We start from the raw sequence: 13,317 nt of genomic DNA on the forward strand, positions 1-13,317 counted from the left end.
GCCGAGATGGCGGTGATGAACACGTCCGGTCCGGGATTGGTCACGAGCACGGGGACCTTGGTGTCGGGACCGAGGGTGCCATTTCCGAGGGTGCCAGCGCCTGTGTTGTAGCCCCATGAGAAGATGCGGCCATGCGTCGTGAGCACATATCCGCCCCCGGTGAAGCCCACGACGTCAACGAACTTCTCCCCGGGCAGCAGCGCGGTGGACCCGCTGAAGGGGAACTGGCCCGCGATGAAAGCGCTCGTCCCTGGGGCAGTCGAGGTGCCCCCATCCCCGTGGCTCCAGAGGGTATTGTCGCTGCGGATGAGGTAGCTGTTGTATCCACGGTAGCCCCCGGCCATGGCGATGGTCTGCTTGGCGCCTAGCGTCCCGGCGCCCGTCAGGCTGTTGGGCGTCCTCGCGTAGGGCTCGTTGCTGGAGACGTTCCCGTAGTACAGGGTGACGTCGAGGTTCTCACCCCAGACGACGCCGTCCGTTGCTGCCGGAACGGGGTTGAGGGCGACCGTGAGGGTGGTGGTGCCAGGGGTGAAGCCGGATGAGCTTGCCGTGAGGGTCCCGCTGCTCACTGACGAGGGAGCAACAACCCCGGTAACGGTGAATGTCCCCGTTACCGGATTCACGCTCGCCGTCGACGGGCCGCTCCAACCCGTCGGATAGGTGAGCTTCACGGTCGCGGGGAGCGAAGTACCCACATTCGGCACCACCTTGCCCGTGATCGAGCCGTAGGTCATGCCCGGGCCGACGATGTATTCGGGGTAGTCGAAGAGGATGATCCCGCCTGTTGGGGACGCCGCCGCGAGGGGTGTCGACACCACTGCGAGGGCGACAGGCATCGACCAGGCCGCGGTGCGGGTGATGGTGCGCCGGGGAATGCTGTCGGTTGCGGTGTTCTCGCCGCTCGGAGTGCCGGGGACAGTGGGCTCGGGCATGCTGGCTCTTTCTCACAGGAATTCGCGGAAGGCGGCTTCAGAACGAAGCCGGACATTCTGAACCGTAGAGGTGAGAGGAACCCGGTGCCGTGCGAACGGCAATTCTGCGCCAAGAGGCCAGCACTCTGCGTCTAGGTGGCGAGAAGGGCAACTTATCGTGTGGGAAAGTCCCGCCCGAAAGGCTCGCAGAGGCCGACAGGGCGGTGACGCAATTCTCGATTGTAGTGCGCACAGGGGGACGTGTGGAGAAGAGATGGGTCGATGGGAACCAGCATGACTTTCTCGGGGAGGTTGGCCTGGCCGAACTGGGAGGCCTCGTAGAGCCGCATACTGATGTCGGGGCGTTTGCCTTGCGCCTGAGGGCGGTCCGCGCCGGGGACATCGTCTTGACCTATGTGGCTGCGACCGAAAGCCGTTTCACCGGGGTGGCCGTCTTTCCGTCGAGGAAGGACTGCGTCCACCTCGTGCTGCCGTTCGACACGCAGTTCCAGGCCAACGAGTCCAGCGTGCCGGCCGGCGGCATGGTGGCCTTCCGCGAAGCGGCGCCAGTTGAGCTGCGTCTTGCCGCGCCGGGCAGGGCGATCGTGATGAGCATGACGAGGGGAGTGGGCCCGGGGGAAGTCGCGTTCTCAGTGGAGGCGCCCTACCTTCTCAGTGGTGCCTCGACGAGCATGGCCGCCCTTCGCGCGGTCGCGGAGGTCGTCTTCCGGTCCCCTGGGAGGGACGCGGGGGTTGCAGAGCTACTCCTCGGGCTTTCTACGGCCGTCCTCGTCGAGGCGTCAATAGCGGCATCCATTTCCGGGGACAGGGACGAGCGGCTCGCCGTCGAGGCCCTGAAGATCATCGCGCGCGAGTTCCGAAGTCGCGGTCTGACGGCAACGCACCTGGCCAGCAGGGTCGGCGTCTCGGTACGGGCGCTGCAGCGCGCGTTCTCGACTCGTGGCGGACTCGGGCACGTGATCCGCTCCTATCGCACTCAGGAAGCAATCAGGCTGCTGGGCTTGAGGGATATGCAGGACGCGACTTTCGAGGTCGTTGCCAGGATGAGCGGTTTTCTCGACGCGCGGGCCATGCGGAAATCGATCATTGGTGCGACCGGAATGCTCCCCGGGCATTTTCGGAGAAATTGAATACCATTCCACCGAAAAAGATCATGCGAATTGTAGAGGTAGGCCCCGCTCCCTCCGTAGAGAGCAGGGCCTACCTACGTGTTCATTCAGAATGCGATCTCAGTGTTAGTGGAGGCCGTGCGATGTCTCGACCTGAACTTCCTTTCCGTCCTTGTCGAGGATCTTGCCGTTCTCGCAGCGATCCCCCTCCTCAAGGGCGTCGAGGACGACGATCGGGACCATGCGGGTTGGCGCCGCGGCGAAGACCGAGGGGTTGCTCTTGGGGTTGCCGCGCTTGATCACGTTGAAGAGGATGTTCAGCAGGACTGCCATGAGCGCAGCGGAGCTGATCCCGGAATCGAAGATGACCTGGATCCACGTGGGGAACTTGCCGTAGAAGGTGGGGTCCACGACCGGGACGAGGCCGAACGCGATCGACGTCGCCACGATGATGAGGTTCATGTTGTTCTTGTAGTCGACCTTCGAGAGCGTACGGATCCCAGAGGCCGCGACAGTGCCGAAGAGGACAATCCCGGCCCCACCGAGAACGGGCATCGGGACGGCGGCGACGACGCGCCCGAGCACGGGGAGCAGGCCGAGGAGCATGAGGACGACGCCGCCTGCTGCCACCGCGAACCGGCTCTTGATCCCCGTGACCGCAACGAGGCCGACGTTCTGGGCGAACGCGCTCTGGGTGAAGCCATTGAAGACGGGAGAGACGGCCGAGGACAGCATGTCGGCGCGGAGGCCGTTCGCGATGCGCTTCGAGTCCACGGTGGCCCCGGTGACCTCGGCAACGGCAAGGATGTCGGCCGTTGTCTCGGTCAGGATCACGAGGACGACGATCACCATCGAGATGATTGCGGCCGGTTCGAACGTCGGGAGCCCGAAGTGGAAGGGCTCCGGGAAGGCGAAGATCGGGCCGTTGAGGACCTGCGAGAAGTCGGCCTTCCCGAGGAAGACCGAGATGACCGTGCCGATGACGATGGAGAGGAGGATGGACAGCCGCGAGACGATCCCGCTCCCGAGCTTGCTCAGGAGCATGATGATCACGAGCGTGAGGATCGTGAGGCCGATGTTCGCCGGGCTGCCGTAATCCGGCGCAGTCGGGTTGCCGCCCATGGCCCAGCCCGCGGCGACAGGGACGAGCGAGAGGCCGATCGTGGTGATCACCACGCCCGTCACCACTGGCGGGAAGAAGTGGATGATCTGGGCGAAGAACGGCGCGACGAGAAGGCCGATGAGCGAGGCGGCCATGACCGCACCGAACACTGCCGGGAGGCCGCCACCGCCGCTGACGATGGCGAGCAGCGTCGCGACCGAGGCGAACGAGGTGCCCTGGACGAGCGGGAGTCGCGAGCCGAACCATTTGATGCCGAGGGTCTGCAGCAGGGTCGCGAGACCGCCGATGAAGAGGCACGCCGTGATCAGCAGGGCGAGGTCCGGCCCCTTGAGTCCTGCCGCCGAACCGATGATCAGCGGCGGCGCGATGATGCCGCCGTACATCGTGAGCACGTGCTGGATGCCGTAGGCGAACGCCGTGGAAACCGGCAGCTTCTGGTTCTCCGGGCTAGTCGTCTCTGTGCTCTGAACAGCAGTAGGGACAGGCGCCGTCTTTCGGGACATAGCAGACCTCCTTGTCAGCTTGGATTCCGGGTGCGCAACTGAAGGTGGTGAGGGTGGTGTGCGGTGGGTGTGGGGGGGTGATGCGAGCGAAAGGGCGGACGACGACGGCCGGAGTTCACCGCCGTCGTCCGCGCCTTCCTGGGGGCGGAGGGATGAGCGAGGGCTAGCGCAGGCTCAGCAGAAGCCCGCGATGCCGTCCCAGGCATTTCCGGCGTCCGAGATCGTCTCGCGCTGGAAGTTCGCCTCGATGAGGCCGTACGGCCGGTCGGCCGCGTAGAAGACCTCGTTGGGGTTGTCGAGTCCGAAGGGCGTCAGGTCGACGACGAAGTGGTGCTTGTTCGGCGTCGAGAAGCGGATCTCGTCGATCTCGGGGTGGGCGTCCAGGACCTTCTGGGCCATCTGGAACAGCGTCTGCTGGAGGGCGTACGAGTAGCCCTCCGTGAAGCCTTCGAGCAGGAGCGCCTTGACGTCGTCGTACGCCTTGTTGAAGTCAACGGTGCCGTTGGCGATCGCGTCGTTGTTGTAGCGCCAGCGGGCCGAGACGTCGGTCGCGAGGATCCGGTCGGTGGTCTCCTGGAGGGTCGTGAAGCGGTCCTTCGGGTACCCGACGAAGCCGGATTCGGTGGACTTCAGCACGGTGAGGTCGTTGAGGCCCGAGATGACGTAGACGTTCTGCCCGTCCTTCGTCACGACGGCGTTGCGGACCTCCTGGCCCTTGCGGACGAAGGAGTGGTCGTGGCCTTGGCCGTGCGCGATGATGCGCTCCCACGCGTACTGCTCGGCTTCCCAGCGTCCACCCGTGACCCAGCCGAACTCGGAGGTGAAATGGTTCGCAAGGCGGATGAGGAACTCCTCGGGAGAGCCGATGCCTTCGCGGGCCAAGCCGTAGACCGTGTTCTTCTGGGTGTCGGTCGGGACAACGTGGCCGTTGTCGCCCTCGAGGTGGGCTGCCACGAAGTCACCGCGGAGCTGCGAGGTGACGTTGAGGTCTTCGATCTCGTGCCGCGCGGTGTCGCGGGTGATCTTGACGACCCGGACCTCGGCCTTGCCGTACTGGTTCTTGCCCAGGACGATCTTGCTGGCGGTGGTCTCTGCCGTGTTGTTCTGCGCCATGGTGGGTTAGCTCCCTCGGTAAGTAGAAAAGGCGAAAGGACTCAGCAGGAGCGGCACGTGGTAGTGCGACTCGTTCTCGTCGACCGTGAAGGTGAGAGAAACCTCCGGGAAGAAGGTCTCCTGCCCGATGCCGGCGAAGTAGGCTCCGGTGGCGAACTGCAGGCGGTAGGAACCGCTCTGCAGACGCTCCGGGCCGAGGTCTTTCACCCGCCCGTCAGCATCGGTGGTGCCCGTTCCAATCTGGGACCATGCCTCGCCGTCGCGGGCGTAGAGTTCGACGGCGACACCTGCGGCCGGTCTTCCGGCTGCGGTATCCAGAATGTGGGTGGTCACGTGGGAGACGCTCATGCGCTCATGCTCCTCCGGGGACAGCCTCTGCTCCAGTCGGAGCACCGCAATCTCGCGGAGCTGCTCGGCGACGACCGGCTCCTCCTGCTCGGCGCTGTGGCCGAGCCGTTCGTGGAGGGCGGCCAGCATCTCTTCGGCCGAACGGCCGGCGGCACGGATCAGGAAGACCCTGCCGAATTTCTCCTCGTACGCCCTGTTCCCCCGGGCGAGCGCGGCGACCGTCTCCGGGTCCCGCTGATCCACCCCCGACTGCTCGCTGCGCGACATCGAGGCCTCGGCCGAGTGGCCGGAAGCCTGCTCGCCGATACGCGGGTGGTGGGAAAGCGCGCCCTCGAGCTCGGCTGACGTGAAGGGATCCGCCGCTCCCCGCGCAGTCGCCAGGAGTGCGTCGAGGCTTGCGAAGGGGCGGGCTGCGGTGATCTCTTCGATCCAGCGGGGCACATCGAGGCAGGGCTTCAAGAGCTCACGAACCTCGCGGGCGGGGGCGGCGTTGAACTGTTCAAGCAACATGCTTGTCGGGTCCTCAACTGCTCGATGCTGGCATCCACGGTGACGGCTATACGGAACGTCGGTTTCTTGGGTTCCGTATCGTGGAACTGTTATTTCAGCATGTGTAAATAGTCTGGAGGACTGGCAGTGTGATTGTCAACACCCTAAGGTGTGACGGGTCACTCGTCTTCCCATCTGCTGCCCTCGGCCGCATCTCCGTGCGAAAAGTCGGCAGGAGATGGTGGTTTGGGCAGCACTTCTCATGCAAAGGGCCCCGGACACGCATGTCCGAGGCCCTGAGTGCTAGACCGGGGCAACACCCCGAGCTGTCTAGACGCCCAGCTTCTCCCGCAGTGCGGCCACATGGCCGTCTGCGTGCACGTTGTAGTCGATCGACTCGATGGAGCCGTCGGGCGCCACGACCGCCGTCGAACGCAGGATGCCCTCCACGACCTCGCCGTTGCGGATCTTCTCGCCCCACGCGCCCCAGGCCTTGGCGACGGCGGCGCCGTCGTCCGCGAGGAGCGGGAACGTGAGGCCGAAGTCATCGGCGAAGGAGGCGATGGCCTCCACCGGGTCAGGCGAGATGCCCACGACGCTCACGCCCGCTGCGTTGAGCGAGTCGAGGCTGTCGCGGAAGTCGCAGGCCTCGGTCGTGCAGCCAGGGGTGGCCGCCTTCGGGTAGAAGTACACGACCACGCGACGGCCACGGTAGTCCGCAAGCGAGACATCCTTCCCGGATGCATCGGGGAGAGTGAAGTCCGGGGCCTGCTGCCCGGTGCTCAGCTTCGTGGTGGTTGTCATGGTTCCTCCTAGGGGAGTTCGGTCAGGCCGTGCCGCGGCGGATCAGCTGGCCCTTGGGCTCGCTGAAGTCCACCTCGGTGCCGCGCACGAACGTGCGGCGTACCACCCCGGACAGGGTCTTTCCCTGATACGGCGTGATGTGGTTCTTGTGGTACAGCTTGTCCGCGTCGACGACGAACGCCTCGTCCGCCGCGAAGATCGCAAGGTCAGCATCGTACCCCGGGGCCAGGGTTCCCTTGCGCTGAAGCCGGGCAAGCTCGGCCGGCTTGCGGCCCATCCACTCGACGACGCGCTCGAGCGGAATGCCGCGACGGCGGGCCTCGGTCCAAATGATCGGGAGGCCGAGCTGCAGCGAGGCCACGCCGCCCCACGCGACGCCGAAGTCACCGTTCTCGAGGTCCTTGAGGTCGACAGTGCTCGGCGAATGGTCCGAGACGATGCAGTCGATGACGCCGTTCTCGAGGCCCTGCCACAGGAGTTCCCGATTCGACGCCTCCCGGATCGGCGGGCAGCATTTGAACGCCGTGGCACCGTTCGGGATCTCCTCCGCGAGGAGCGTCAGATAGTGCGGGCAGGTCTCGACCGTGAGCTTGACGCCGTCGCGCTTCGCCGAGGCGATCATCGCAAGGGCGTCCGACGACGAGAGGTGCAGGATGTGCGCGCGCGCGCCTGTCCAGCGGGCCCGTTCGATGACCTCCGCGATCGCGACGTTCTCCGCCCCGCGCGGTCGCGAGTGCAGGAAGCTCTCGTAGATGTCGCCTTCAGGGTTGGGCGCGTGGTCGATGGCCCGCGAGTCCTCGGCATGGACGATCATGAGCCCGTCGAACGAGGCGATCTCGGCGAGGTCCTTCTCGAGCTCATCGACGTCCAGGTGCGGGAACTCGTCCACGCCCGAATGGAGCAGGAAGCACTTGAACCCGAACACGCCCTCGTCGTGGAGTGCGCGCAGGTCCCCGGTGTTCCCCGGGATGGCCCCGCCCCAAAACCCGACGTCCACGAACGACTGCGTCTCCGCCGCCGCCCGCTTGACCCGCAGGGCGTCGACGTTGACGGTCGGCGGGATGCTGTTGAGCGGCATGTCGATGATGGTCGTGACTCCGCCGGCCGCGGCGGCCCGCGTGGCCGAGGCGAAGCCCTCCCACTCGGTGCGGCCGGGCTCGTTCACGTGGACGTGGCTGTCGACGAGGCCCGGGATGAGCGTCTCATCGTCGGCGAGCTCGATGACCTCGCGGCCGGCGAGCTCGTTGCCGAGCGGTTCGAGCGCGACGATGCGCCCGTCCGTGATCCCCACTTCCCGCGGAACGATGCCCGCCGTCGTGAGCACACGCTGCCCGCGGATGACCAGATCGAATCCGGTGTCAGTCATCGCACAGATTCCTTCCTGCTGTCAGTGTCAACGATAGTGAGACCCTCCGACGTTCCCGCGAGGCCCTGCGCGAGGTCCGCCGCGATGACGCGGCCCGTCTCGCGGACGAGGCGCCGGGCGTCCCGCAGGCACACCTCGACGTCTGCCTCGAGGTCGGTGAGGGCGTGCACGGCCGCGAATCCGGCCGTGCGCTGGGTCGGGGTGTCGAGCTGGTTGCGGCCGCACACCCCGACGACCGGGACGCCTTGGGCCCGTGCCTCCGCCGCCACGCCCACAGGCGCCTTGCCCGAGAGAGACTGGGCGTCGAGGCTGCCCTCGCCCGTGACCACGAGGGCCGCGCCCTCGAGCTTCGGGCGGAGGCCGGTGAATTCGACGACGACCTCGATGCCCCGCCGCCGCTGCGCGCCGAGGACGAGGGCCGCGTAGCCCACGCCGCCCGCGGCGCCGGCCCCGGGTGCGTCCTTGAGAGCGACGGCGCGATGGCCCATGGTGCCCCCGAGAACCTCGGCGAAGCGTGCCAGCGCGGCGTCCAGATCGGCGACGTCCGACGGCGTTGCCCCTTTCTGCGGGCCGAACACGGCAGCAGCGCCGTGCTCGCCGAGGAGGGGGTTGTCGACATCGGCCGCGAGGATGAGGGTGGCCGCATCCAAACGAGCGTCGAGCCCGCCGAGGTCGGCCTCCGCGATGCGCGCGAGAGCCGCGCCGCCGAGCGGAAGCTCGTTGCCGGCGTCGTCCGTGAAGCGGGCCCCCAGGCCCTGCAGCATCCCCGCGCCGCCGTCGGTGCAGGCGCTGCCGCCGACGCCGAGGATGATCTCGCGCGCCCCGGCATCGAGCGCAGCGCGAACGAGCTGGCCGGTGCCGAGGCTCGTGGCGTTGCGGGCATCTCTGATGCCGTCGGGGAGGACGTCGAGCCCCGAGGCGGCGGCCATCTCTACGACGGCGCGCCCGCCCGCGAAGCCCGCCGCGCCCGGAGGCGGCTGCACGGCGAACTTCGCCGCGATCGGCTGGCCGGTGGGCCCGGAGACCGCCGCTCCGCGCGGGGAGAACCCCGCGCCGAGCGCTGCGCTCACGGTGCCCTCGCCGCCGTCGGCCACTGGCACCAGGACGAGCTCCGCGTCGGGGAGCACGTCGCGGATGCCTTCCGCGAGTGCCGCGGCCACCTCCGGTGCGGTGAGCGAACCCTTGAACTTGTCCGGGGCGAGGACGATCTTCACTCCGGTCCCCGTCCTAGTCGAGCAGCGCGACGATCGCCGTCGGGGCGTCCTCGCGGCGCTCCGCCGGGTCCTCGAACTCCACGACGTTGTCCAGCTCGGTGCCCATGGCGATGTTGGTCACGCGCTCGAGGATGGCCTCGACGACCACGGGCACCTTGTATTCGGCCATGAGCGCACGGGCCTTTTCGAAGGCGGGGGCGAGATCGTCCGGGTGCTCGACGCGGATTGCCTTGCAGCCCAAGCCCTCGGCGACCTTGACGTGGTCGACACCGTAGCCCTGGACGGTCTCCGATCCGGTGGCGTTCACGTTCTCGAACGCGAGGGAGACGTGGTAGTCCATCTCGAAGCCCCGCTGGGACTGGCGGATGAGGCCGAGGTAGGAGTTGTTCACCACGACGTGGATGTACGGCAGCTGGTGCTGCGCTCCCACTGCGAGCTCCTCGATCATGAACTGGAAGTCGTAGTCGCCCGAGAGTGCTACAACGGTCTCGCCCGGCTTGCCACGGACCACGCCCAACGCAGCCGGCCCGGTCCAGCCCAGCGGACCCGCCTGGCCGGCGTTGATCCACTTGCGCGGACCGAACACGTGCAGCATCTGCGCACCGGCGATCTGGGAGAGGCCGATGGTCGTCACATACGTGGTCTCGGGGCCGAACGCCTTGTTCATCTCCTCGTAGACGCGGAACGGCTTCATCGGGACGGTGTCGAAGTGCGTCTTGCGCTGCATCCGGCCGCGCTTCTCCTGCGCGGACTCTGCCCACGCCGAGTAGTCGGGCAGCGTGCCCGCGGCCTGGCGCTCCTTCGCGACCTCGATGAGGGCGTCGAGGGCGAGGCCGGCGTCCGAGACGATGCCGAAGTCGGGGGAGAAGACGCGGCCGATCTGGGTCGGTTCGATGTCCACGTGCACGAACGTCCGGCCCTCGGTGTACTTCTCGACCGAACCGGTGTGGCGGTTCGCCCAGCGGTTACCGATGCCGATGACGAAGTCCGACTCGAGGAACGTCGCGTTGCCGTACTTGTGGCTCGTCTGGAGGCCCACCATTCCGGCCATGAGGCGGTGGTCGTCGGGGATGGCGCCCCAGCCCATGAGGGTCGGGACCACCGGGACGTTCAGGAGCTCCGCGAACTCGACGAGCTTTGCCGAGGCGTCGGCGTTGATGATGCCGCCGCCGGCCACGATGAGCGGCTTCTCAGCGGCAGAGAGCATGTCGAGCGCCTTCTCGGCCTGCTTGCGTGTGGCGCGCGGCTTCTCGACCGAGAGCGGCTCGTAAGCGTCGATGTCGAACTCGATCTGGGCCATCTGCACGTCGAACGGAAGGTCCAGCAGCACGGGACCGGGCCGGCCGGTGCGCATGAGCTGGAACGCCTTCTGCACCGCGCCGGGCACCTGGCCCGGCTCGAGGATGGTCATGGCCATCTTCGTGAGCGGCTTCGCGATGGACTCGATGTCCACCGCCTGGAAGTCCTCCTTGTGCAGCTTCGCGACGGGCGCCTGGCCCGTGAAGCACAGCATCGGGATCGAGTCGGCCTGAGCCGCGTAGAGGCCCGTGATCATGTCCGTTCCCGCCGGGCCGGAGGTGCCGAGGCAGACGCCGATGTTGCCGGCCTTCGCACGCGAGTAGCCGTCTGCCATGTGCGAGGCGCCCTCCACGTGGCGGGCCAGGGTGTGGCGGATGCCCCCGTGGGCCTTCATTGCCGAGTACAGCGGGTTGATCGCGGCTCCCGGGAGGCCGAACGCCTCGGTGGCGCCCTCCTTCTCCAGGATCGCCACGATCGCGTCGACAGTGCGCATCTTTGCCATTGTCGGTGCTCCTTGAGGTCTAGTTCTTAGGGGTTCAGTTCGTGTGGCTGGAGACGTCTTTGCCGGAGAGTTCGGCGGTCAGCTTGAAGAGGCCCGAGTGATCGAGGCCGCCGTCGCCGCGTGCGACGAGGGCGGAGACGAGCTGGGCGACTGCCGAACCGAGCGGGACGACGACGCCGGCCTCGCGGGCTGCGGAGGTGACGATGCCGAGGTCCTTGTTGTGGAGGGCGAGGCGGAAGCCTGGGTCGAAGTTGCGGCTGAGCATCTTCTGTCCCTTCTGGTCCAGGACCTTGGAGCCGGCAAGGCCGCCGCCGAGCACCTTGAGGGCCGCGTCGGTGTCGACGCCGTACGCCTCGAGGAACACGATCGCCTCCGAGAGAGCCTGGATATTGACGGCGACGATGAGCTGGTTTGCCGCCTTGACGGTCTGGCCCGAGCCGGAGGGGCCCACGTGCACGATCGTCTTGCCGACGGCGCCCAGGACCGGCCGCGCTTCCTCGAAGTCTTCCGGCGCGCCCCCGACCATGATCGAGAGGACGGCGTCGATCGCGCCCTGCTCGCCCCCGGAGACCGGCGCGTCCAAGGGGCGGAGCCCGGCGTCGTGGGCGGCCTGGGCGAGGCGGACGGCGACGTCCGGCCGGATCGAGGACGCGTCGATCCAGAGGGCGCCCTTCTTGGCGTTGGCGAAGACGCCGTCCTCGCCGGTGGTGACGGCTTCGACGTCGGGGGAGTCAGGGACCATCGTGATGATCACGTCGGCGTCCTTGACGGCCTGGGCCACGCTCGCAGCGGCCTTGCCGCCCTCGGTGACGAGCTTCTGGGTCTTCTCTTCGCTGCGGTTGTAGCCGGTGACCTGATACCCGGCCTTGACGAGGTTCACGGCCATGGGCAGGCCCATGATGCCCAAGCCGACGACGGCGATGCTCGCCTTGTTCTCTGCAGTGCTCATTGGTTCTCTCCTTGGGAAGCCTGTGCGGTTGCTGCTCATGCGGGGGGTCCGGGGCCGGATCAGCCCGCGACGGGCCGGATGGCCCAGGTGAAGGCCTCAGCTTGCGGGGCCTTGTACTCGAGGCCGATGTAGCCGTCGTACCCGAGCTCCCGGGAGCGGGTGATCCATTCGCCCAGCGGGAGGGCGCCGGTGCCGGGGGCGCCGCGGCCGGGGTTGTCGGCGATCTGGATGTGGCCGAAGTCCTTGGCGTGGTCCTCGATGACTGCGCGGACGTCGTCGCCGTTGACTGCGAGGTGGTAGAAGTCGGCCAGGAGCTTGATGTTCTCAGCGCCAGCGTCCTTGGCCCTGGCGATCACGGCCAGGGCGTCGGCGGCGGTCTTGAGCGGGTAGGCCGGGGTGCCCGAGACAGGCTCGAGCAGCACGGTTCCGCCGATCTCGGCGATCCCCTGGGCGGCCGCCGAGAGGTTCTCCACAGCCAGCTCGGCCTGCGCCTCGGGGGAGGACCCTTCGAGGCGGTTGCCATAGAGGGCGTTGAAGGCTCGGGTGCCGAGGCGCTCGCCGATGGCGGCGACGACGGCGATGTTGGCCTTGAACTCGCTCTCCCGCCCGACCCACGACACGAGGCCGCGGTCGCCTGCGGGCATGTCCCCCGCGAAGAAGTTCAGTCCGCTCAGCTGCACTCCGGCATCGCGGACCGCGTTCACGAACGCATCGACGTCCCTGTCGGCGGGCACTGCCTCGGCAAAGGGCCACCAGAACTCGACGGCGTCGAAGCCGGCGGCCTTTGCCGCGGCCGGCCGCTCGAGCAGCGGCAGTTCGGTGAGGAGAATGGAGCAGTTCACCGTGTACGTCATTGTCGGGACCTTCCTGCTTCGCTTTCACATTGCGGAATAAGATTTCCTCTTGATGAAAAGTGTAGGACCGAGCTGTGGCCCGGTCAACCCGGGCGGCACTACCCTTTCGCACGGCCCGGTTCGCGCGGGACGCCTCCGCGACCCGCCGAGGGTTTTGGCTCCGACCCTCGGCGCGGCACCACAAGAACCCGCCCGAACGGATACTCCATAGGACCTTGGGCCACTGGCGTTTCCGGTCGAGCGCGGTGAACAATGGCCACATGGCCAGTTACGTCGGCGCGGAACGCGCCTCAAGTACAGATCCCCGTGACTGGGGCAGGGCTCTTGCGGTTGCCCTCGAGCGACTCCTGGAAGCCGCCCGACTCGACGGACGGTACGCTCAGCACGAGCACCTCTGCGGTGTGGACCTCGTCCTCCGGATCGAAGAAGACGGCGACGGCGCGAACGTTGCGGTCCGCTGGGTGCCAGAGGAGGACGGCGTGGACGACGGCGAGAAGGAGAAGCTCGCGAGCTGAGCAGCTCAGCTCGCGGCGGGGCCGCAGTCCGGATGCCCCATTTCCGCCGGTTCGCCGTGGTTGGGCGGGGCGGCACCCCCATCGATCAGGCGGAGCCCCTTCGCCGAGCGATTTCCGCCGGTTCGCCGTGGTTGGGCCGGGCGGCATCCCCTCCAGTCAGGCGGAGCCCCTTCGCCGATCGATTTCCGCCGGTTCGC

Annotated in this window: 11 protein-coding genes and 1 pseudogene; 2 read left to right on the forward strand and 10 right to left on the reverse strand. The window is 67.4% G+C overall.

The features are described 5' to 3' along the window. Positions 1 to 932: pseudogene (locus V7053_RS14745) on the reverse strand (hypothetical protein); the annotation flags it as partial. 89 nt (positions 933 to 1,021) lie between these two features. Between V7053_RS14745 and V7053_RS14750 the strand changes: the two are divergent. Further along, positions 1,022 to 2,062 carry an AraC family transcriptional regulator gene (locus V7053_RS14750; RefSeq protein WP_334173029.1) on the forward strand — a complete coding sequence of 347 codons (1,041 nt, stop codon included), beginning with the start codon at positions 1,022 to 1,024 and terminating at the stop codon, positions 2,060 to 2,062. 105 nt (positions 2,063 to 2,167) lie between these two features. Here V7053_RS14750 and V7053_RS14755 read toward each other — a convergent pair whose 3' ends face one another. The 9 genes from V7053_RS14755 to V7053_RS14800 all read right to left on the reverse strand — a co-directional run bounded on the left by V7053_RS14755 (position 2,168) and on the right by V7053_RS14800 (position 12,605). Further along, positions 2,168 to 3,667, reverse strand: a complete 1,500-nt coding sequence (locus V7053_RS14755; protein ID WP_334173030.1) for a nucleobase:cation symporter-2 family protein — start codon at positions 3,665 to 3,667, stop codon at positions 2,168 to 2,170. 174 nt (positions 3,668 to 3,841) lie between these two features. Beyond that, positions 3,842 to 4,780, reverse strand: a complete 939-nt coding sequence (gene pucL / locus V7053_RS14760) for a factor-independent urate hydroxylase (RefSeq protein WP_334173031.1) — start codon at positions 4,778 to 4,780, stop codon at positions 3,842 to 3,844. 6 nt (positions 4,781 to 4,786) lie between these two features. Then, positions 4,787 to 5,638 (reverse strand): 2-oxo-4-hydroxy-4-carboxy-5-ureidoimidazoline decarboxylase, encoded by an 852-nt coding sequence (gene uraD / locus V7053_RS19100; protein ID WP_443022627.1) that lies wholly within the window; start codon positions 5,636 to 5,638, stop codon positions 4,787 to 4,789. Positions 5,639 to 5,947: 309 nt separating this feature from the next. Then, a complete protein-coding gene (bcp, locus tag V7053_RS14775; protein ID WP_334173032.1) occupies positions 5,948 to 6,421 on the reverse strand; it encodes a thioredoxin-dependent thiol peroxidase in 474 nt (157 codons plus the stop codon). A 22-nt stretch (positions 6,422 to 6,443) separates the two neighbouring features. Then, positions 6,444 to 7,787, reverse strand: a complete 1,344-nt coding sequence (gene allB / locus V7053_RS14780; RefSeq protein ID WP_334173033.1) for an allantoinase AllB — start codon at positions 7,785 to 7,787, stop codon at positions 6,444 to 6,446. Continuing rightward, the gene (locus tag V7053_RS14785; RefSeq protein ID WP_334173034.1) at positions 7,784 to 9,001 is read right to left on the reverse strand and encodes a glycerate kinase; all 1,218 of its coding nucleotides are present in this window, start codon (positions 8,999 to 9,001) and stop codon (positions 7,784 to 7,786) included. The genes allB and V7053_RS14785 overlap by 4 nt, the downstream gene beginning before the upstream one ends. A 13-nt stretch (positions 9,002 to 9,014) precedes the next feature. Further along, positions 9,015 to 10,802, reverse strand: a complete 1,788-nt coding sequence (gene gcl, locus V7053_RS14790) for a glyoxylate carboligase (protein WP_334173035.1) — start codon at positions 10,800 to 10,802, stop codon at positions 9,015 to 9,017. Between the two features lie 34 nt (positions 10,803 to 10,836). Next, complete coding sequence (locus V7053_RS14795; RefSeq protein WP_334173036.1) at positions 10,837 to 11,751, reverse strand: 2-hydroxy-3-oxopropionate reductase; 915 nt, start codon at positions 11,749 to 11,751, stop codon at positions 10,837 to 10,839. A 59-nt stretch (positions 11,752 to 11,810) separates the two neighbouring features. Further along, positions 11,811 to 12,605 carry a hydroxypyruvate isomerase family protein gene (locus V7053_RS14800; protein WP_334173037.1) on the reverse strand — a complete coding sequence of 265 codons (795 nt, stop codon included), beginning with the start codon at positions 12,603 to 12,605 and terminating at the stop codon, positions 11,811 to 11,813. Between the two features lie 260 nt (positions 12,606 to 12,865). Between V7053_RS14800 and V7053_RS14805 the strand changes: the two genes are divergently transcribed. Continuing rightward, positions 12,866 to 13,120 (forward strand): hypothetical protein, encoded by a 255-nt coding sequence (locus V7053_RS14805; protein WP_334173038.1) that lies wholly within the window; start codon positions 12,866 to 12,868, stop codon positions 13,118 to 13,120. Positions 13,121 to 13,317 lie beyond the last annotated feature (197 nt).

Origin of the sequence: Sinomonas sp., assembly GCF_036848755.1 — a bacterium.
Classification (GTDB): Bacteria; Actinomycetota; Actinomycetes; order Actinomycetales; family Micrococcaceae; genus Sinomonas.

Coding starts and splice junctions, on each gene's coding strand:
- V7053_RS14795 (WP_334173036.1), bottom strand. CDS start 11,751: ATGAGCACTGCAGAGAACAAGGCGAGCATCGCCGTCGTCGGCTTGGGC.
- V7053_RS14800 (WP_334173037.1), bottom strand. CDS start 12,605: ATGACGTACACGGTGAACTGCTCCATTCTCCTCACCGAACTGCCGCTG.
- uraD (WP_443022627.1), bottom strand. CDS start 5,638: ATGTTGCTTGAACAGTTCAACGCCGCCCCCGCCCGCGAGGTTCGTGAG.
- pucL (WP_334173031.1), bottom strand. CDS start 4,780: ATGGCGCAGAACAACACGGCAGAGACCACCGCCAGCAAGATCGTCCTG.
- gcl (WP_334173035.1), bottom strand. CDS start 10,802: ATGGCAAAGATGCGCACTGTCGACGCGATCGTGGCGATCCTGGAGAAG.
- V7053_RS14755 (WP_334173030.1), bottom strand. CDS start 3,667: ATGTCCCGAAAGACGGCGCCTGTCCCTACTGCTGTTCAGAGCACAGAG.
- bcp (WP_334173032.1), bottom strand. CDS start 6,421: ATGACAACCACCACGAAGCTGAGCACCGGGCAGCAGGCCCCGGACTTC.
- V7053_RS14805 (WP_334173038.1), top strand. CDS start 12,866: ATGGCCAGTTACGTCGGCGCGGAACGCGCCTCAAGTACAGATCCCCGT.
- allB (WP_334173033.1), bottom strand. CDS start 7,787: ATGACTGACACCGGATTCGATCTGGTCATCCGCGGGCAGCGTGTGCTC.